The organism is Marinomonas ostreistagni (genome assembly GCF_016888445.1).
Classification (GTDB): Bacteria; Pseudomonadota; Gammaproteobacteria; order Pseudomonadales; family Marinomonadaceae; genus Marinomonas; species Marinomonas ostreistagni.
Genome location: NZ_JAFEKF010000003.1, coordinates 68,531 through 88,141, shown reverse-complemented (window position 1 = coordinate 88,141; position 19,611 = coordinate 68,531). Strand labels below are relative to the sequence as shown.

The following is a 19,611-nucleotide window of genomic DNA, read 5'->3' as shown; positions in this document are numbered from 1 at the left end:
ATGCTAATAGGTACGAAAAATGTCTACCAAGGTCCGTCAGCCCACAAGGTTTTTCTATACTCCTTTGATGTAGGTTAAAAAAACATCAGTTAAAAGCAAAGAGTGAGCATATTTTTGTAACAAAAAGGCGTGACCTAACGTTGTTAGTAGGTTGTGATGATCATCAAATACCAGCTAAAAAAGACTAGTTGGCAGAGATCAACTTTAAAATAAACTGAGGATCTGAAGACTGTTGCGCGCTAGCAAGGGTGCTAACCAAAGCATCTTTGGTTATGCCTTGATCGTAAGACGACAGCAGGCTATCTACCGCACATTTTTGACAAGAGGAAAGGGATTCAAATTGTGAAGCAAGCTTAAGCGTCTGGTTTGAACTAGGCTCAAGACTGCTTAGTTGCTCATAAAAGTTGTAGTGGGATTTTGCGGCCAAGGTATCACAATTACCTTGCTGGATAGCGGCGACTGGGTCGGTGGCATCCGACACTGTGGTCAGAACTTGATCGTAGCGGTCCAGTACGGCCGATGCTTTTTGTGACTCGAGAGCATAACGGAACAACACAATGCGGTTTTGCAGCTCATAACCAGTGGCTGCATCTTCGTTACGCCAATTCATCACCAATCCCAACTCACGCCCATAGCTGCTAGCAACACCTGAGTCCCATTTATCAGCGGCGTCATTCAGAATCGCTTTGCGCACACCACTGTAAATTTTTTGCTCATCCGCTTCACTAATGCCAGGCACACCTAACAATCGTGACAGATCAATGGGCTTAATATTTTTAGCGATATGGCGATCGACCGCCATCATAAAATAAGTTTTGGAGGGAAAAATAACTTCGTTGTCACGATCACTTGAGGAGTCTTGTACTGCAAAGCCAGTGGTGGCGGTCAGGGCAAATGAACAAACAAGTGATTTTTTCAACATACGAATCTCTTAGTTATTATGATTGGCAGACTGTGCGTGAAGGATAAAGCTTATATATATTGGCTATAAGCTACTTACATAAAACTATCTAATAATAACCCACCTTGCAACGCATGTGCTGCTCGACTTTTTGCAAAAAACGTGGAGAACCTTTAACCAGTCGCTACAGTTTTTAAACGTTTTGTACGTTAGGATAGGCAAATTGGATAACGTTTTGGAGTCTTGTCGATGTCCCATGATATGCATGCACAGCCGATAGCTGACATCTTAGCTGGCCCTATTTTACGCCAAGTGGAGGCGCAAGCGCTGCACCTTTGGTGCGCTACCAGCCGCCCACTAAACTTAACCGTCGAAGTGAACGACGCGGGCTCCGTATTGCCAGGTAACAACCAATATCAATGCCTTAAATTAGGCGAACGCCTGTATATTCACCTGTTAAGCGTACAGTTTAAGGCGCCACTTGCTCAGGAAAAAACGCTCTCTTATCAGCTACATATCATGGATCCTGATCATCAAACCAGCAGTGTGTGGCAAGCCCCCAAAATGGCTTATCAAACCCAATCTAATGGCATTGACTTTATTTGGCGCCCTACTATTCAGTCGCTACTGCACGGTTCCTGCCGTAAAGCCCATCACGGGTTTAAAGACTTCGACCCAGCAGCGCCAGTCGGCGATGGTTTGGTCGAAGCGGATCAGCATTTAGCCAATACGCCCATCGAACAATGGCCAAGTTTACTGATGCTCTCTGGCGATCAAATCTACGCCGACGATGTAGCAGGACCAATGCTTCACGCGATTCGCCAATGTGTGGCACTGCTCGGTATACCAGAAGCGGCGATTCCAGACACAGGGGAACAGCTCTCTGAGACGCCCTATTACTATTGTCGTGAACAGTTGCTGCCGCACACTGAGACCTCGGACGACGTTAAACAGCAATTTTTCAAAGGTAAGAAAAAGCCTGTCTTTACCACCGACACGGCTCATAACCACTTGATTAGCCTAGCTGAAGTCGTGTGTATGTACTTACTAGTGTGGTCTCCCACACTGTGGCGTCACCTCGATCTGAGCTGCCCCGCTAGCATCACAGATGAGACGCAAAAAGCGCGTTACGAACAAGAACGTCTAGCCATTGAAGAATTTATCAAGGGCCTGCCAAACGTGCAGCGGGTATTAGCACATATACCTACCGCTATGATGTTTGATGATCACGATGTCACCGACGATTGGAATCTGACAGCTGAATGGGAACAAACCGCGTACGAAACACCTTTATCTAAGTGCATTATTGGCAATGCGCTGTTTGGCTATTTTTTATGCCAAGGCTGGGGCAACAACCCAAAGCAGTTTGACCAGCCACTACTGGAGCGGGCCCAACGTGCCATTACCCATAATGGTGAAGCAGCCTATGATGACTTTATTGAAGAGCTATTTGCCTATGATCAATGGCACTACCAATGGCAAACCAATCCCAAATTGGTGGTACTCGATACCCGCACCCATCGCTGGCGCTCTGAACAAGATTTTGGCAGCCCATCTGGGTTAATGGATTGGGAAGCGATTACTGACTTGCAGCATGAGATTCGTGACTTAGATGCGGTCATCTTGGTCTCCCCAGCGCCCATGTTTGGCGTCAAGCTGATCGAGTCCATTCAAAAAGTTTTTACTTGGTTTGGTAAGCCTTTGATGGTCGACGCAGAAAACTGGATGGCACACCCAGGCTCGGCCTATGCGCTCTTAAACTTATTTACCCATCCTAAGACGCCAACCAACTTCACGATTCTATCTGGCGATGTGCATTATTCGTTTAGCTATGATGTGAAGTTACGCGGCATTAAAAGCAGCCCGACCATCTGGCAAATTACCAGTAGCGGTTTGCGTAACGCCTTCCCAGACACCTTGTTAGAATGGTTTGACCGCTTAAACCGCTGGCTCTACGCGCCTTGGTCACCACTTAACATTTTCACCAAACGTCGCGCTCTGCGCATCGCACCACGTAAACCCGAACACGCTTCTAAAGGCGAGCGTTTGCTCAACCACTCAGGCATTGGTTATGTCACCTTCAACAGTGAAGGCCAGCCTGAAGAGATCGCCCAGCTGTGTAACCATCATCAAAAAGTGCGCTTTTTAAAGGACAAAAAAGAGCGCTAGCTACATCGTTTTAAAAAGCGTCGACACAAAAAAAGGAGCCGCGAGGCTCCTTTTTTAGTGCTTATCTAGACCTTAGTCTTCGATTGGACGTTTCGGAAAAATACGTCGCACAATCACGAAGAACAGTGGCACGAAGAAGATCGCCAATACGGTCGCGGTGAAGGTACCGCCGACAATACCTGTACCGATCGAGATACGGCTGTGTGCCCCCGCACCAGACGAAAGCGCCAACGGCATAGTACCAACAATGAACGCTAACGAAGTCATAATGATCGGGCGCAAACGCAAGCGCGCACCTTCGGTGGCGGCATGCCACACATCTTCACCACGACGGTAAGCGGCCTCAGCAAACTCGACAATCAAGATGGCGTTCTTCGATGACAGACCAATGATCGTCAATAGCGCCACTTGGAAGAATACGTCGTTTTGCAAGCCACGCAGATAAATCGACCCCGCAGCACCGATTACCCCTAGCGGAATCACCATGATCACCGAGAAAGGTACGGTCCAACTTTCGTATAGCGCCGCCAGACACAAGAATACAACTAAGATAGACACAGCGTACAAGAAGTACGTCTGACTGCCCGCTTGTTGCTCTTGATAAGACATACCGCTCCACGCGTAAGACGTGCCCGCTGGTAGCTGATCGGCCAAGGTCGCCATTTCGCTCATCGCATCACCCGAGCTTAGACCCGCTGCGGCATTGCCACTGATTTCATAAGATGGTAAGCCATTGAAGCGATCTAGCGCTTGTGGGCCATAAGTCCACTCAGTATCAGTAAAGGCTGAGAATGGCGTCATTTCATCGCCATTACCACGTACATACCAGTTTTCCAAATCGTTCGGAGAACCGCGGTATTCAGCTTCACCTTGGATGTAAACACGCTTCACACGACCACGGTCAATGAAGTCATTGACGTAGTTACCCGCCCAAGCGGCTGACAAGGTGCTGCTGATGTCCGCCATCGATAAGCCTAACGCAGAGGCTTTTTCTTGGTCGACATCAATGTGTAGCTGCGGTGTTTCACCTTGGCCACCCATACGCACGCCCGTTAAGATTTCACTCGAGCGGGCATCTTGTAACAGTCGATCACGCATTTCGAGCAAGGTCTCACGACTGGTGTTGCCTGATGCCTGCAACTCAAAGGTGAAGCCATTACTTTGCCCTAGACCACGAATGGAAGGTGGCAATAGTGCAAAGATTTGCGCATCACGGATATGAGCCAAGCCTGGATAAGCGCGATTTACAATATCCTGCGCCGAGCTACCATCAGTGGTACGTTCATCCCAATGCTTAAGCATGACAAACGCCATACCGGCATTTTGCCCAGTCCCCATGAAACTAAAACCTGAGATGGTAAAGATTGAGTCGACGTAATCGCCTTCGTCTTCTAAGAAGTGGGTTTGTAGCTCACCCATCACTTCTTCGGTACGCGTCATCGACGCCCCCTGTGGCAAAGACACCATAACGAAAATGTTACCTTGGTCTTCGGTCGGTAAGAAGCCAGTCGGCACACTCACCATCAAACCACCCATACCCGCGATGATGATCAGATACGCAATCATCCAGCGGAACGGACGTTTAATCAAACCAGCGACGCGATTACTGTAGCGCCCCGTCATGTTGTCAAACTTGGTGTTGAACCAGTTGCCGAGACCTTTTTTCTCTTTGTGGTGACTTGGTTTTAACAAGGTCGCACACATGGCTGGTGATAGCGTCAACGCCACAATCACCGACAATACCATTGACGATACGATGGTGATCGAGAACTGACGGTAAATAACACCAGTCGAACCACTAAAGAACGCCATCGGTACGAATACCGCAGACAACACCACTGCAATACCAATCAGGGCACTGGTGATCTCTTTCATCGACTTGATAGTGGCTTCACGAGCAGAAAGCTTTTCTTCCTCCATAACCCGCTCGACGTTCTCTACAACGACGATGGCATCATCCACCAAGAGACCAATCGATAACACCAAGCCAAACATGGTAAGCGTGTTGATCGAGTAGCCAAAGGCTTGTAGCACACCAAAGGTACCCAACAATACAACCGGCACCGCCACCGCAGGGATCAAGGTTGCGCGCCAACTCTGCAAGAAGACGAACATTACGATGACCACTAAAATAATCGCTTCAAAGAGTGTTTTCACCACCTCATCGATAGAGATTTTAATAAATTCAGTAGAATCCAATGGCAACGCGGTTTTGTAACCGTCTGGCAAGTTGCGCTTAAGTACTTCGATTTCGGCTTTAACACGCTCAGAGGTTTCTAACGCATTGGCACTAGGTGCCAGCATTACCGCCATACCGGTCGCTGGGTGACCATTTAGGCGTGGCACGAAGTTATAGTTTTCACTGCCCAATTCAATCTTGGCGACGTGCTTCAAGCGTACCGTGGCACCGTTGTCATCATATTTAAGAATGATGTTTTCAAACTCTTCAGGAGTTTCCAGCTTCGACTGCGCCGTTACCGTCGCATTCAGCTCTTGTCCTTGTTCGATCGGATAGCTACCGATACTACCTGCTGCGACCTGAACGTTTTGCGCTTCAATCGCCTGTTCAATGTCCGCTGGCATCAAGTTGTACGTAGCAAGTTTCAGTGGATCCATCCAAACACGCATGGCGTAGGCCGAACCAAACACCTGCACACTACCCACACCTTCTAGACGTGAGATTGGGTCCTGCATGTTAGACACAAGATAGTCGGCCAAATCGCTGTTGGTATCTTGGTCGGTTTCATCAAACAAAGCCATGATCAACAAGAAGTCACTTTGTGACTTAGTCACTGTGACACCTTGCTGCTGTACTGAGTTAGGCAAGTTTGCCGTCACCTGCTGAACTTTGTTTTGTACTTGAACCTGAGCGGTATCAGGGTCAGTGCCTTGCTCAAATGTAACGTCAATACTGGCACGGCCAGTCGAGCTACTGCTTGAAGAGAAGTACAGCAGTCCATCTAAGCCGGTTAACTGTTGCTCAATGATTTGGGTAACACTGTTTTCTACCGTTTGGGCAGAGGCACCATTATAGGTAGCCGAAATCTGTACCGTCGGCGGCGCAACATTCGGGTACTGAGACACCGGCAGCTGCGTAATCGCCAATAGGCCCGCTAGCATGATGATAATGGAAATCACCCATGCGAAGACCGGACGCTTTACGAAAAAATGCGCAATCATGGTAACTCCCTTTGTTATTGACCTGTGGTATCGGCGTTCGCTTCAACCATACGGCCAGTCTGCGAATCACGCTGCAGTTCCACGGTGGTCACCTCATCACCAGGGCGCACTTTATTACGGCCCTGCATCACCACAATGTCGCCTGGCTCAATACCACCGGTCACATACCATTGGTTGCCTACGGCACGCTCGGTCTCGAGAATACGCTGCTCGATGGTGTTGTTTTCTGTCACAACCAATGCGGTCGCATTACCTTTGACATCACGTGAAACGCCTTGCTGTGGCACCATTAGCGCTTGGCTATCGTTTAGATCATTGATAAAACCGCGCACAAACATACCGGGTAGTAACAGCCCGTCAGGGTTATCAAACTCAGCACGTAAGGTCACACTGCCGGTCATTTCATCGACATTCACTTCACGTGTTTTAAGCTTACCTTTAATTGGGTATTCAGTGCCGTCTTCTAGAATCAAGGTCACGGATTGGTCGCCTAAGGTGACGTGATCTTGGGACAACAACGTACGCTGACGTAACTGCTCAACACTGGTTTGTGCCAAGTCCACATACATCGGATCAGTGGTACGGATAGTGGTCATTGGCTCTGACTGATTAGCGGTTACCAAGGCACCTACTGTCACATCCGAAATACCAATTTTGCCATCGATCGGCGCCGTGATTTGCGTGTACTCTAAGTCAATCTTAGCGCTATTTAACGCAGCTGAAGCACGCTTTTCAGTGGCCACCGCCGACAAGTAAGCGACATACGCATCGTCGAGGTTTTGCTGCGAAACGTTATTACGTGCCTTGAGTTGGCGGTAACGTTCGTAGGTTTGTCGGGTAGACGTTAGTGTTGCCTGAGCGCTTTCAAGATCGGCCTGCGCCTGCTCAACGTTGGATTTATAGGTGCTGTCGTCGAGTTGATACAACAAGTCGCCCATGGCGACTTCTTGCCCTTCTTCGAACAAACGCTTCTCAATGATTCCGCCCACCTGAGGTCGAATCTCTGCTTCTAAACTCGATTTGGTACGGCCTGGGAGCTCAGAAGTCAGAGCCACGTTTTGTGGTTGAATTGTGTAAACACCTACTTGTGTTTTGGGTGCTTGCTGCCCTTGAGCAGCATTTTCCGAGGCGCTGTTTTCGCTATCTTGACATCCTGCCAAGACTGCGGAGGCCAGCACCAACCCCGATAAAAAAGTATTTCGAGACAGCATAAACTGTGACAACTCCGATAATTATCATTTGAGAATGAACGTTCATTCACACTATAATCTAGCTCCGTTATACTTCCCATCTATAAATAGTGCAAATAAATATGAAAAAGCCACCGGTCAATGAGCAGCAACGTCGCCAGCAAATAATGGATGCATTTATCGTGCACGTTGTGGAAAAAGGTTTCCATAAAGCCAGTATGGCAGAGATGGCTAAGACCGCAGGACTGAGTGTCGGACAGATTTATCGTTACTTTGCCCACAAAGAGGACATCATCCGCGCCGTTGTGGCGCAAAAAACGGAAGAATACATTGAGTTGATGGAAGACTTCTTGGAAAAACGTGACTGGTTACAGCGTCATTTTGAAGAAGGTGTCGATGCTGACTTTCATCAGAATCGTATTTTAACGATGGAAATCAAAGCCGAAGCCAACCGCTCCCCTGCCATTGCCCAGATTCAAAAAGACGCTGATGAGCGGCTGCACGCTCACGCCATAGAAATTATCAAGCGCCGCTATGCGCTAGACGATGAAGTGGATATCAAAGCACGTGTCGACTTTTTGGTAGCGCTGACCGAAGGTCTGTTTTACCGCAATGAAATGATTGAGCGTCCATTTACCGACGCGGCTTATCGACTTTACGAGCACATGCTCAATGAGCTCTTGCCAGACGCTTAACGTCGTCTAACAAAGGCTTGAATATGTGACCACTTACTCACCAGCATAGCGACAAAGATCAAACTACAGCCAATCATTTGCATCGTACTCATTTGTTCGCCAAACCAAATCGCCGCAGCCAAGGCGGTCCATACCGGCTCTAGGTTCATGATTACCGCTGCGTGACTGGCTGGCGTAAGACTTTGACCATAGGTTTGCAGTAAAAAACGCAAGCTCGTCGCGATCAAAGCACTGGCCAAGAACCACCCTAAAATAGGCGTCGAGATGGCGTGCGGAATGGTTTCAATCAGCGGCGAGACCGACAAGTGCAACACGCCTGCGGTGAGCAGCTGAATCGTGGTCAGCACCAACACTGGCAAACGACTCGACATGCGCGTCAGCAGATTAAACTGTAATGCAAAGAGTAAAGCGGCAATAAAGAAATACACCTGCCCCCACTCTAGGGCAATGCCATTACTAAGCGCTAAAAAGCCAAGCCCAACCACCGCAACGGGGAGCGCCACCCAAATATTTTTAGACGGCCGCTCGGCAAATAAAAAACGCGCCAACACGGGCACCAAAATCACACCAAGGCTATTAATAAAGGCGCCTACACCTAAATTAGTCGCTTCATCCAAGCCCTTGATCCAAGCCATCATCGCCAGACCAAAGACCGCCCCCATTAATATGGCGCCTTTGATGTCACGCCACTTTAAGTGATGGAAGTAGCGTACGCCGACTAACAGTAGCACGAAGCCTGCCACCAAAAAGCGTACGCCCATAAAAAATAATGGCGGCATTCCGGCCAACGCTTCTTTGGAAAAAATCCAGCCAAACGCCGCAATGATGGTGACTAATACAAGAATCAGTTCAGCCCTAAGCTGAGATGAATGGTTCACGATGGAACGTCCTAAGATCGGTCGCTAAGCCCTAAGGCTTACATAGAAAGGCTGGTCACGTCGTAGCCATAGACGCTATCAAGTTTGCCTTTGATAAGGCCACCAGCAAATTTAGACACCACGCCAAGCGCCTCAAGTTTAGCCTGCCCTAACATACCGCCATGCATATGGTAGAGGCCGGCGTTTTCACGAGATAGCTTTTGAATGGCACTGGTTCGAGGCTTACGAATGGTTTCGTATTGCGTAAACGCGGTCGGGTAGTCGTGTTTGCTTAGCAACTGCGACAACACATAGGCATCCTCGATCGCCATTGCTGCGCCTTGCGCCATAAATGGCAACATCGGATGACAGGCATCACCTAGCAATACCACGCGCTGATCAGACCATTTGGGTAAAGTAGGACGACCATTGAGAGCCCACATAAAAGTGGCGTCACAAGCATCCAACATACGAGTGACTTCTGGATGCCAGCCAGCGAACTTGCTTTGCAATTCGCTGACCTTACCTTCTTGGCGCCAAGATTCATTACTCCACTCGGCACGCTCTTCGACCGCCACAAAATTGACGAACTCGCCGCCACGCAAATAGTAGGTCACCATATGCTGATTTGGGCCAGCCCATACCGTGGCATCCGGTTTTAATTCCACCCCTTTTATTTGGTCGGCACGAATCACCCCACGCCATGCCACTTGCCCTGTAAAAATCGGCGCCTGTATGCCTAACATGAGTTCGCGAACTTTAGAATGAATACCGTCTGCACCGACCACTAGGTCGCAGTATTCGGTTTTGTTTTCCAGTAATACCGTGGCTTTTTTCTTGTCAGAGCGATAGCCCAGCACTTTATGGCCAAGCTCAATTTCGACACCTGCTGAATAGCAAGCTTGCACCAGCACACCGTGTAAATCGGCGCGATGAATATGCCAGTAAGGCGCACCATAGCGTTGCTCTGCTTGAAGACCTAATTCGGATTTGAGGAAGTAACGCCCAGATTGATAATGACGAATAGCGGCGTTTTCAGGCTGGTATACATAGTCTTTTAGCACGTGCTCAAGCCCTAAAGTACGCAGTACTTTGACAGCGTTTGGACTAAGCTGCAATCCGGCTCCGACTTCACTAAGTGCATCAGCCTGCTCAAAAATACGTACTTGATAGCCTTGTCGCGCTAATGCAATAGCCAGTGTTAAGCCACCAATCCCTGCGCCAACAACAATTACTTGGCTAACTTGATCAGAATTTGACACTCCATTTTCCTTAACTATCGATCCAACCTGAAAAATTCTAACAAACGGTCAGCGCGAAAAGATGACCTACGTTATAATCGCGTATAATATCGCATCACAGGATTCACCACCAATTTAAATCCTGACTAATTGAACAACTTCTGCTACCCATGGGTGGCAAAAGCTTCAGTAACTCTGACCACCCAAATTCTAAGTGTTGACTGACATGACTTTTGCAAAGCTTGGCTTAACTGAGCACCTACTTGAAACGCTTGCACAACTTGGCTACCAAACGCCTACAGCGATCCAATCCCAAGCCATTCCAACCTTGTTAAATGGCAAAGATGTATTGGCCGCAGCACAAACGGGCACCGGTAAAACTGCTGCCTTTACCTTGCCTATCTTACATCTTCTGCAAGGTACAGAGCGAGCCCCTGCCAAGCAAGTACGTGCATTAATCTTAGCGCCGACACGTGAATTAGCCAGCCAAATCGGTGAGAGTGTGCGTCAATACAGCAAAGGCCTTGGATTACGCAGTCAAACGGTCTTTGGTGGCGTCAAAGCCTATGCACAGATCAATGGTTTACAGCGCGGCACCGATATTCTCGTGGCCACCCCAGGTCGTCTATTAGACCTCATGGAGCAAGATGCGGTCGCCTTCGATGAACTACGCTACTTAGTATTGGATGAAGCCGACCGTATGCTGGATCTAGGCTTTGAAGAAGCGCTTAATAAACTGCTGGCAAGACTGCCTAAAGGCCGTCAAAGCGCGATGTTTTCTGCCACTTACTCTGATCCAATCAAGCAACTTGCCAAGGTTTGGCTGAACGACCCTGAAGCCATTTCCATCGCGCAAAGCAACAAGGTAGCCACCACTGTTCGCCACCAAATCTACACCGTCGACAAAGTGCGCAAGCCTGAGTTACTCGCCGAGCTATTAAGACGCCAACATTGGCAGCAGGCGCTAATCTTCACCAAAACCAAACGCAGTGCCGACGAAGTCACCGATATTCTGCAGGCAGAAGGCTTTGACGCCGTTGCCATGCACGGTGACAAGCCACAGTATGCACGCCTTTCAGCCTTAAAGTCCTTCAAAGATGGCAAGTTAGCGTATCTAGTCGCCACCGATGTGGCCGCCCGCGGTTTAGACATCGAAGGCTTGCCTGTGGTGATCAATGTCGATTTACCCCATGTGGCAGAAGATTACATTCACCGAATTGGCCGCACCGGTCGTGCCGGACTCGAAGGGCGAGCTGTATCCCTAGTGTGCGCTGACGAAGTTGACAGTTTACGCGCCATCGAAGCACTACTTAAGCAGCGTGTCCCGCGTAAAGAAATCCCAGGCTTTGAAGCCGAACACCGCGTACCTGATAGTCACCCACGCAGCCAGAAAAAAGCGCCTAAACAGAGCACTCCCCCTAACGCCAAAGCTAAACAAAAGGCAGCTGAGCCTGCAAAACCAGAGCTCAGCCAAGGTCCTAGCCTGCGCTCAAACCCTTTTGCAAAAGCCAAAAAATAGCCCCTAGCCGTATGGCTAAGGGCTATTTAGCTTTCTCTTTTATCTGTCTATCTTGCTAACGAAGCTTGTAGGATGACACTTCATTCAGCACATCGGAGAAACGATCTTGAGTGGTTTTCGCTTCGCTTTGTGTCAGGCGTACCACATCTAAGATATGATCCGAGCGCTCTCGCACTACCTGCACGTTTTGGTTGATATCTTCGGTCACTTGGGACTGCTCTTCAGCTGCCGTCGCTACACGCTCAATAGTCATGTTGATCTGATCGACGGACGCCAATAACGCCTCGATCATTTCAGCATTTTTGATGACTTCAGTGTTAGTATGGGTCGCCATGCTAGAGCAGGTCTCCATCGCGCCTAATGCTTTTTTACCAGAGCTCACCAGCGTTTCAATCATGGCTCGAATCTCTTCTGTGGAGTCTTGCGTGCGCTGGGCTAGGCTACGCACTTCATCCGCCACCACCGCAAAGCCACGCCCTTGCTCACCCGCACGAGCCGCCTCAATGGCCGCATTCAATGCCAGTAAGTTAGTCTGCTCGGCAATCGATTCAATCGTCTGCAAGATGGATGCGATCTGTTCCGTTTGAGTGGTCACTTGTTCGACCGAATCGTAGCCCCCTTGCACCTCAGTGCTCAGGCTTTTGATCGATGCTTGAATCGCATGCACACCCACACGTCCTTCATTGGCACGAGTCTGCATGGTTTCGGTGGCCTTAGCAGCCTCTTGCATATCTGAAGAGATAGTATTGCTGGTCAACGACATTTCTTCGATTGCAGCCGCAATCTGATCGGTACGAGCGAACTGATCTTGGGTTTCTTTTACTGCCGTTTGAGCCTGCTTGATTAACTCATCCATACTCGCCCCAGACTCAGTAGATTTCGTGGCCAGCATGGAAAAGGTTTGTGATAAATGGCTTAGATGATTGTTAAGTTCCACCATCATAAGACCTAACTCATCTTGTGTTGTCGCGGTCAAAGCGACACTAAAATCTTTGTTTTCGCCAACTGATTCGAGCGCCTGATGCACCTGTTTTAGGCGTGTAGAAACCGACTTAAGAACACTGCTTAAAATCAGTGCCACCAATAAAACCACCACGACAACGGCAATAATGGTGCCGTAAAAAATAATGTTAGTTTGTTGCTGCAATTGGTTAGCACGAGCAGCCACCGCAGCGCCTAGATTATCTGAAATCGCCTTTACCAAACCAATCTTGGCCGTCGCTCTAGCGAACCAATCATTGGGGCCAGTTAAATTGCTTAAGTCTGTGGTTTGCTCTACGTCACTAAGAACTTGTGTAACACTTTGCCACTCGCTAGAGCGCTTAGCAGAAGCTAACTGTTGCTGTACCGTCGCTGACGCCACATCTTTAAACGTCGCTTCCCACATGGCTTCGTTATCAATGTAGCCAATCACATCCAAATAACGCTTATCGCTAATTTGACCGGCCCCAAAGGCACCATTTAAAGCGCCACGATACTGGCCAATACGCTCTTTCATCCACAATAAACTTAACCGCGCTGATAAGCTTTGCACGATTTCATGTTCATCGACCATCATAATACTGCGCTGCAAAATGTGTAGCGTCTTGCCGTTTACACTGGAATAGAAAGCAAAAGCACCGTTTTCTGGAGACAGCGCGTCCACGCGCTGACGTACGGTTTGCTTATCTTGCAGTAACGCTAAAATGGGAACTTTGATTTGCTCAAGTTCCGTGGCAGAGAGCTGTTCAAAATCGCTTGCACTTAGATCTGCTAACGCTTGCTGCGCCGCATCGGCTAACTGGCGTTGACTCTCTAATTCCGCGTGCCCTTTGGCGCCTTGAGAGCCAAGAAAGCCCGCTGAAAGACCGCGCTCAACCGCAAAGTTGTGCGCAATAGCATCTAGTTTTTCAGACAACACAACGACATCTTTAGCGCGCTGGGCATCTTGAATACTGTTAAAGAGGTTTGAACCTAAAGCGAAGGCTAAAACGATGGCAAGTATGAGTGGAACCAGCCCAACCAGTATGATGGCGTGGGCTATTTTCAATTTCTTTAGCACAACAATACTCCCTATTTGTTTGATGCTTAGCTCTATTAAGCATGGGACATTAACAAAAAGTAGGCAAATAATGGGCTAAAAAATTTTGTGACTTGCGCTATATCAAGCAGACATAAAAAAAGGCCGTCATAATGACGACCTTTTCTTATATGGTGGGCCTGCCCAGACTTGAACTGGGGACCTGCCGATTATGAGTCGGATGCTCTAACCAACTGAGCTACAGGCCCGAAAGCGGCGCCCATTATAGCCAGCAAACGTTAGCTTGCCAAGCAACTCAACAAAGAATTAGCTAATAAATCAAGTAGCTAACACCGCAGCGGCCCTACTTCATAGTAAAGCCTTGGGCAATTAAAAAGTCGCGCATGTGGGGGCGCAGCTTACCACCAAACATAGGCGCCATACTTTGTGACCAGTTAGACGTTTTATTACCACCAGTGCGCGCTTGGTAATACTCCGACATCTGCTGATCATAATACGCCACTTGCTCGGCTTGCTCGTGCTCTTGGTAGCTGTCTTGCATGAGCACAGCCTCTAAAGGCAGGCGTGGCTTCACTTCAGGCTGGTGATCTGGGTAACCAATGCACATGCCAAATACAGGGTAGACTTGCTCGGGCAAATTAAGTAACTCACTGATTGCAGAGGGATTATTACGAATGCCACCAATATAAACGATCCCTAAAGCTTCAGATTCGGCGGCAATGGCGACATTTTGCGCAAACAAGGCCACATCTACGGTGGCGACAATCAGCTGCTCAGTCATCCCTAGGGTTGGCTCAATACCGGTGCTCGCCGCCGCCTCAGTGTTGCGCTTCATATCGGCACAAAACACCAAGAACTCCGCGGCTTGTTCAATATAGGCCTGATCCCCAGCCAAGTGTGCCAGCTGTGCGCGTTTACTCGGATCTTGTACTCGAATCACACTGCATGCTTGCACATGATTACTACTAGAGGCTGCCTGTCCTGCTTTGATGAAGGATTCGAGTGCCCCTGGTGGCAAAGGCTGTGATTTGTACTTGCGGATCGAGCGGTGGCTATTAAGTAACTCAATCGTGGGATTCATAGCAACTCCTTAATAGTGCATATGGCGTCCTTATATGGGGCAGCTTCGTTAACTTCCAATGCTAAATGTAAATAGTTGTGATTATTTTCTAATTAATTGTGATCCGCCATAAAACTGTGCACGTAAAACAATGTAAGACAATCTCATGACCTCACTTTTTGGAGACTGCTATCAAGCTTACAACTTTTGCACTTATAGCAGTCTCTGCGATTTCTTCAGGCTGTACACAAATCGGCCTCAAGACGGCGAATCTTCCCGCACAATTGAGCGGCTTAGAGCGCTTTGAAGACATTGCTTATGGGACAGAAGCGCAACAGCGTTTAGATGTTTACATACCTGAGGATGCGGCAAATCAATCCTCATACCCTGTAATTGTGTTTTTCTATGGTGGACGCTGGACTGACGGTAACAAGGATATGTATCCCTTCCTTGCGCAAAAGTACGTCGATCGAGGTTATGTAGTGGTTATTCCTGATTACCGCAAGTATCCAGAGGTCACCTTCCCGACGTTTGTCGAAGACGGGGCTCAAGCGATTGCTTGGACTGTTAACCATATCCGCTCTTACCAAGGTAATGAGCAACAGATGTTTGTAATGGGACATTCAGCCGGCGCACACATTGGTGCATTGTTGGCTGCTAACCCTGAGTACTTAGCGGCACATGGACTATCTACTCAGGTGATTAAAGGATTTGCTGGTCTGTCTGGACCCTATGATTTCACTCCAGAAGACGATGATTTAAAGGACATTTTTGGACCGCCAGAACGCTATCCGCAGATGACGGTGACAACCTTTATTGAGGGCAACGAACCACCGATGCTCTTACTCTGGGGAGGAAAAGATGCACTGGTGGGTCGACAAAATATCGATCGTCTCAGCGCCAAAATTGAGCAACAAAACGGTCAAGTAAGCACTAAGATTTACCCAGCAATGGGACATGTAGACATGGTATCCAACATGGTTTGGTTTTTACCCAGTAAAGCCCCAATCGTCGACGATACGCAGCAGTTTTTTAACCACCTAATAAAGGATACTAATAATGGCAAGGTTATCTCTGGACACTAATACACCGTTTAAGGTCTGCGTTGCAGTTTTAATCGCAGCAATCGTAGCAATCGTCAGTTTTAATGTAGGCGCTTCTAAGCGTGCCGATGTTGCATGGGACGAAATCAAACGCGGAGCGACGATTATCGATGTGCGCACCGCCCAAGAATTCAATAGCGGTCATCTAGAAAATGCCGTCAATATGCCGTTATCTTCTCTACAGGTTAACGCCTCTGGTCTAGATCGTAATCACCCAGTCGTGGTGTATTGCCAAACGGGCAGCCGCGCAGCGCACGCTCGCCGAGCATTGTTTGATATGGGATTTGTTGAAGTCTATAACGGCGGCGGAATGAGCGAGATGCAACTTTCAAATCTGGCTCGCCTTGATTAACACTCCCTCGAAACGAAAAAAGCCGATACTCAGTATCGGCTTTTTTGTCTATTGCTTATTAGGCTTAGTCTTGATTAACAAAGTAGTTCAAGATAAAGCTTGGCAGATCCGCGGTATTCACCACTTCTTGCTCCATAGTGTCACGATGACGGATCGTCACTGGCGCACCGTCTTGCTCAATCGTATCGAAATCCACTGTAATACAAATTGGTGTGCCGACTTCGTCATGACGACGGTAGCCTTTACCAACGTTACCTGTGTTTTCGTAAAGGATGCGACCAAGGCCTAGTTTTTGTAGGCGGTTCTTAATGCTTTTCGCCGCTTCTACGATCTCAGGCTTGTTCTTCTTAAGTGGTAGTACCGCAACCTTGATTGGCGCTAGGTGTGGCTTAAGTTTTAGCACGGTACGAGTCGAGCCGTTTTCTAGCTCTTCTTCTGTGTATGCTTCAGTCAGTACCGCTAGTACACCACGGTCAAGGCCTGCAGAAGGTTCGATACAGAACGGCACCACCATTTTGTTTTCTTCAAGATCACGTACCGCAAGCTTCGTGGTAGAGTGCTCGTTTTTCTTAACGTTTGCCGACAGACCAAATTCGTCTTGTGCTTTGGTGTGTGAGCCAAGGTCGTAATCCGTACGGTTAGCAACCCCTTCCAACTCTTCAAAACCATGTGGAAACTTGTACAAGATATCCACAGTTGATTTCGAGTAATGGGCTAGGTCATCACCGGTCACGTATTCGAATTCCATATTGTCTTTGCCAAGACCTTGATCCAGCCACCACTGGGTACGCAAATCGACCCATGTTTGGTGCCATTTTTCATCTTCGCCAGGCTTGCAGAAGAATTCCAGCTCCATTTGTTCGAATTCACGTACACGGAAGATAAAGTTACGTGGTGTGATCTCGTTACGGAACGATTTACCAATCTGCGCAATACCAAATGGCAATGCACGAGCGGTTGAGTCGACAACGTTTTTGAAGTTGATGAAGATGCCTTGTGCTGTTTCTGGACGCAAGTAAGTGTAAGACTCTTCGTTTACCATTGGGCCAACGTTGGTCTTAAACATCAAGTTGAAGTCACGCGGCTCAGTGACATTGGTAGAACCACAGTTGTCACACACCTTGATGTCTTTCATGTGGTCTGCACGTAGACGAGATTTACACTCGTGGCAATCCACCATTGGGTCAGTGAAAGTGTCTTCGTGACCCGAGTATTTGTACACGTGCTTGTTTTGGATGATGGCAGCATCTAAGCCTTCTACATCATCACGCTCATATACCATGGCACGCCACCAGGCTTGCTTAAGGTTGTTTTTTAGCTCGATACCGAGTGGACCGTAATCATACGCCCCTTGCATACCACCATAGATTTCACTGGCCTGGAAGATAAATCCACGACGCTTACACAGGGAAACGAGTTCATCCATCGTTTTAGCTGGCATTTTAAACACACCTTAACTTGTTAATTAGTAGAAGCCTGAGCACAACGGCACGGCAAAATTAAATAGGCAGTTATTGTACTCTGCGACCCTAGATCTCTCAATGGCGAAAAAAAACCTTATAAAACAAACTCAACACTATGCAGATACAGCCAACATGGTAGATAATGCATAATATTTGCACTCTATTGTCGTTTAGGCTTAATCATGCGTATTTCTTCTCGCCCTATCATTATGACACTTGGCTACCTAGGTTTGGTGCCGTTCATCGCCTCTACAGTCATCCATTTAACCGGTTGGATGCGTACAGAGTTAGAGCCACAGACAGTCTTTATCACCTACAGCGCCATTATTTTGAGCTTTTTGTGTGGTGCTCTATGGGGCCAAGTGATCGAACAACCGATGCAACCCAGAGGCCGAACACTCTTGGTGTGCTCAAATATAGTTGCCCTAGTCGCTTGGCTGGGGCTCTTGATTCAGCAGCCACATATGTCATTACTGGCGCTATTTTGTGGTTATGTCAGCGTATTTTGGCTGGAAGTTCGTTGGCTGAAACAATTGCGTGCTGACAACAGCTATTACCCAAGCATGCGTTTTGCGCTGACGACGATTGTCTGCTCAATGCACTTATTAATGTTGTACCCAACGATGTAGGAGTTTGTATGGTAACGCTGTTTTACGATGGTCACTGCCCACTGTGCATGAAAGAGATCAACGTGCTACGCCGTTACAATCAACGCCAACAACTGAAGCTGGTCGACATTCACAGCTCAGAGTTTGAGACTCTTTACCCTCAAATCGATAAACAAGCCGCCGATGCGCGGCTACATGCCATCGGCCATAACGGCCAAATCCTTACAGGTCTTGATGCTAATGTGGCTGTCTGGCAAGCGGTCGGCAAACACAAGTGGCTAGGCGCCCTGCGCTGGCCTGTTATCCGTTGGTTCGCAGATCGTGGCTATCTTTTCTTTGCCAAGCATCGTCATACACTCGCGGCATGGCTGACAGGCCAAGCACGCTGCAATCAAGACAGCTGCCGCCCACCTAAGCACTAACACCTAGCATCCAATCTAATGCTTACTGCGTATGCTCTCTATCATAAAAGGAGAGCCCTATGCCTTATTCAGCTATTGTCGTTGGTGCTGGAAGTAGCATTGCCCAAGCGCTTATCGAGCAACTTATCGCTGCCGAGGACTGCCATCAGATCCTAGCCATTAGTCGCCAGCAAACGTTTCAGCACAGTAAAATCAGCACGATTAACTGCACCTATGATGAGGCAAGCATCGAACAAACTTGTGCTCAGCTTAGCGTAGATTACCCTGTGACAAAGGTCTTCATCTGCCAAGGCATCTTGCATCAAGATGAGCTGCAACCAGAGCGTAAGATCGAGTCCATCAATGCCCACAACATGCTCAAAGTCTTTACCGCTAATACTGTCACGCCATCCCTTTGGCTCAAAAACCTGACCCCGTTGCTGAAAAGTGACCAGCCGTGCAAAGTAGCATTGTTTAGTGCCCGTATTGGCAGCATCAGTGATAATCAAATCGGCGGCTGGTATAGCTACCGCGCTTCAAAAGCCGCTCTCAATATGATGGTTCAGACCTTTTCGGTTGAGTTAGCGCGACGCGCCAAAAACGTTAAATTATTGGCCTTTCACCCTGGCACCACTGATACACCGCTTTCGGAGCCGTTTCAGCGATCTGTACCTGAAGGCAAATTGTTTTCCCCTGAGTTTGTCGCAAGCCAGCTGTTAAGCTTATTGGAAAAATTAGAAGTAGATGGCAAAGCCAGTTATATGGACTGGAATCATCAACCCATTACTTGGTAGGCTACTTTTCATTCACCTATATCCCGTGCTGATTGTCGACAATCAGCCATTCAAAAAT

16 protein-coding genes and 1 tRNA gene are annotated in these 19,611 nt (G+C 48.2%); 8 read left to right on the top strand and 9 right to left on the bottom strand.

Annotation, left to right across the window (positions count from 1 at the left end; translation table 11 throughout):
* Positions 1-184: 184 nt before the first annotated feature.
* Positions 185-922, bottom strand: a complete 738-nt coding sequence (locus tag JQX58_RS10170; RefSeq protein ID WP_204146754.1) for a hypothetical protein — start codon at positions 920-922, stop codon at positions 185-187.
* A gap of 228 nt (positions 923-1,150) precedes the next feature.
* Between JQX58_RS10170 and JQX58_RS10165 the strand changes: the two genes are divergently transcribed.
* Entirely contained in the window at positions 1,151-3,070 is a 1,920-nt protein-coding gene (locus JQX58_RS10165; protein ID WP_204146753.1) for an alkaline phosphatase D family protein, read from the top strand.
* 72 nt (positions 3,071-3,142) lie between these two features.
* Here JQX58_RS10165 and JQX58_RS10160 read toward each other — a convergent pair whose 3' ends face one another.
* Positions 3,143-6,250, bottom strand: coding sequence for an efflux RND transporter permease subunit (locus JQX58_RS10160; RefSeq protein WP_204146752.1), 3,108 nt, complete (start codon positions 6,248-6,250; stop codon positions 3,143-3,145).
* A gap of 14 nt (positions 6,251-6,264) precedes the next feature.
* The gene (locus JQX58_RS10155) at positions 6,265-7,461 is read right to left on the bottom strand and encodes an efflux RND transporter periplasmic adaptor subunit (RefSeq protein WP_204146751.1); all 1,197 of its coding nucleotides are present in this window, start codon (positions 7,459-7,461) and stop codon (positions 6,265-6,267) included.
* Between the two features lie 101 nt (positions 7,462-7,562).
* Between JQX58_RS10155 and JQX58_RS10150 the strand changes: the two genes are divergently transcribed.
* Entirely contained in the window at positions 7,563-8,135 is a 573-nt protein-coding gene (locus JQX58_RS10150) for a TetR/AcrR family transcriptional regulator (protein WP_204146750.1), read from the top strand.
* Here JQX58_RS10150 and JQX58_RS10145 read toward each other — a convergent pair.
* The gene (locus tag JQX58_RS10145; RefSeq protein WP_204146749.1) at positions 8,132-9,013 is read right to left on the bottom strand and encodes an EamA family transporter; all 882 of its coding nucleotides are present in this window, start codon (positions 9,011-9,013) and stop codon (positions 8,132-8,134) included. The two genes, JQX58_RS10150 and JQX58_RS10145, sit on opposite strands and share 4 nt — an antisense overlap.
* Before the next feature lie 38 nt (positions 9,014-9,051).
* Positions 9,052-10,254: an FAD-dependent monooxygenase gene (locus JQX58_RS10140; RefSeq protein WP_204146748.1), complete on the bottom strand. Its 1,203-nt coding sequence runs from the start codon at positions 10,252-10,254 to the stop codon at positions 9,052-9,054.
* A gap of 205 nt (positions 10,255-10,459) precedes the next feature.
* Between JQX58_RS10140 and JQX58_RS10135 the strand changes: the two genes are divergently transcribed.
* Positions 10,460-11,752, top strand: coding sequence for a DEAD/DEAH box helicase (locus JQX58_RS10135; RefSeq protein WP_204146747.1), 1,293 nt, complete (start codon positions 10,460-10,462; stop codon positions 11,750-11,752).
* 55 nt (positions 11,753-11,807) lie between these two features.
* Here JQX58_RS10135 and JQX58_RS10130 read toward each other — a convergent pair whose 3' ends face one another.
* The 3 genes from JQX58_RS10130 to nfsA all read right to left on the bottom strand — a co-directional run bounded on the left by JQX58_RS10130 (position 11,808) and on the right by nfsA (position 14,853).
* On the bottom strand, positions 11,808-13,793 hold the full coding sequence (locus JQX58_RS10130; RefSeq protein ID WP_204146746.1) for a methyl-accepting chemotaxis protein: 1,986 nt from the start codon (positions 13,791-13,793) through the stop codon (positions 11,808-11,810).
* Between the two features lie 150 nt (positions 13,794-13,943).
* Positions 13,944-14,020, bottom strand: a tRNA-Ile gene (locus JQX58_RS10125).
* 95 nt (positions 14,021-14,115) lie between these two features.
* On the bottom strand, positions 14,116-14,853 hold the full coding sequence (gene nfsA, locus JQX58_RS10120; RefSeq protein WP_204146745.1) for an oxygen-insensitive NADPH nitroreductase: 738 nt from the start codon (positions 14,851-14,853) through the stop codon (positions 14,116-14,118).
* A 158-nt stretch (positions 14,854-15,011) separates the two neighbouring features.
* Here nfsA and JQX58_RS10115 point away from each other — a divergent pair, with 158 nt between their 5' ends.
* On the top strand, positions 15,012-15,917 hold the full coding sequence (locus tag JQX58_RS10115) for an alpha/beta hydrolase (RefSeq protein ID WP_239090294.1): 906 nt from the start codon (positions 15,012-15,014) through the stop codon (positions 15,915-15,917).
* Complete coding sequence (locus JQX58_RS10110) at positions 15,892-16,287, top strand: rhodanese-like domain-containing protein (protein ID WP_204146744.1); 396 nt, start codon at positions 15,892-15,894, stop codon at positions 16,285-16,287. The genes JQX58_RS10115 and JQX58_RS10110 overlap by 26 nt, the downstream gene beginning before the upstream one ends.
* Before the next feature lie 64 nt (positions 16,288-16,351).
* Here JQX58_RS10110 and JQX58_RS10105 read toward each other — a convergent pair whose 3' ends face one another.
* A complete protein-coding gene (locus tag JQX58_RS10105; protein ID WP_204146743.1) occupies positions 16,352-17,728 on the bottom strand; it encodes a glycine--tRNA ligase in 1,377 nt (458 codons plus the stop codon).
* Positions 17,729-17,932: 204 nt separating this feature from the next.
* Here JQX58_RS10105 and JQX58_RS10100 point away from each other — a divergent pair, with 204 nt between their 5' ends.
* From JQX58_RS10100 to JQX58_RS10090, 3 genes are read left to right on the top strand one after another with little or no spacing between them, the layout of a single operon-like run.
* Positions 17,933-18,379 (top strand): DUF3429 domain-containing protein, encoded by a 447-nt coding sequence (locus JQX58_RS10100; protein ID WP_204146742.1) that lies wholly within the window; start codon positions 17,933-17,935, stop codon positions 18,377-18,379.
* An 8-nt stretch (positions 18,380-18,387) separates the two neighbouring features.
* Positions 18,388-18,780 carry a thiol-disulfide oxidoreductase DCC family protein gene (locus tag JQX58_RS10095; protein ID WP_204146741.1) on the top strand — a complete coding sequence of 131 codons (393 nt, stop codon included), beginning with the start codon at positions 18,388-18,390 and terminating at the stop codon, positions 18,778-18,780.
* A gap of 59 nt (positions 18,781-18,839) precedes the next feature.
* Positions 18,840-19,553, top strand: a complete 714-nt coding sequence (locus JQX58_RS10090) for an SDR family NAD(P)-dependent oxidoreductase (protein ID WP_204146740.1) — start codon at positions 18,840-18,842, stop codon at positions 19,551-19,553.
* Positions 19,554-19,611 lie beyond the last annotated feature (58 nt).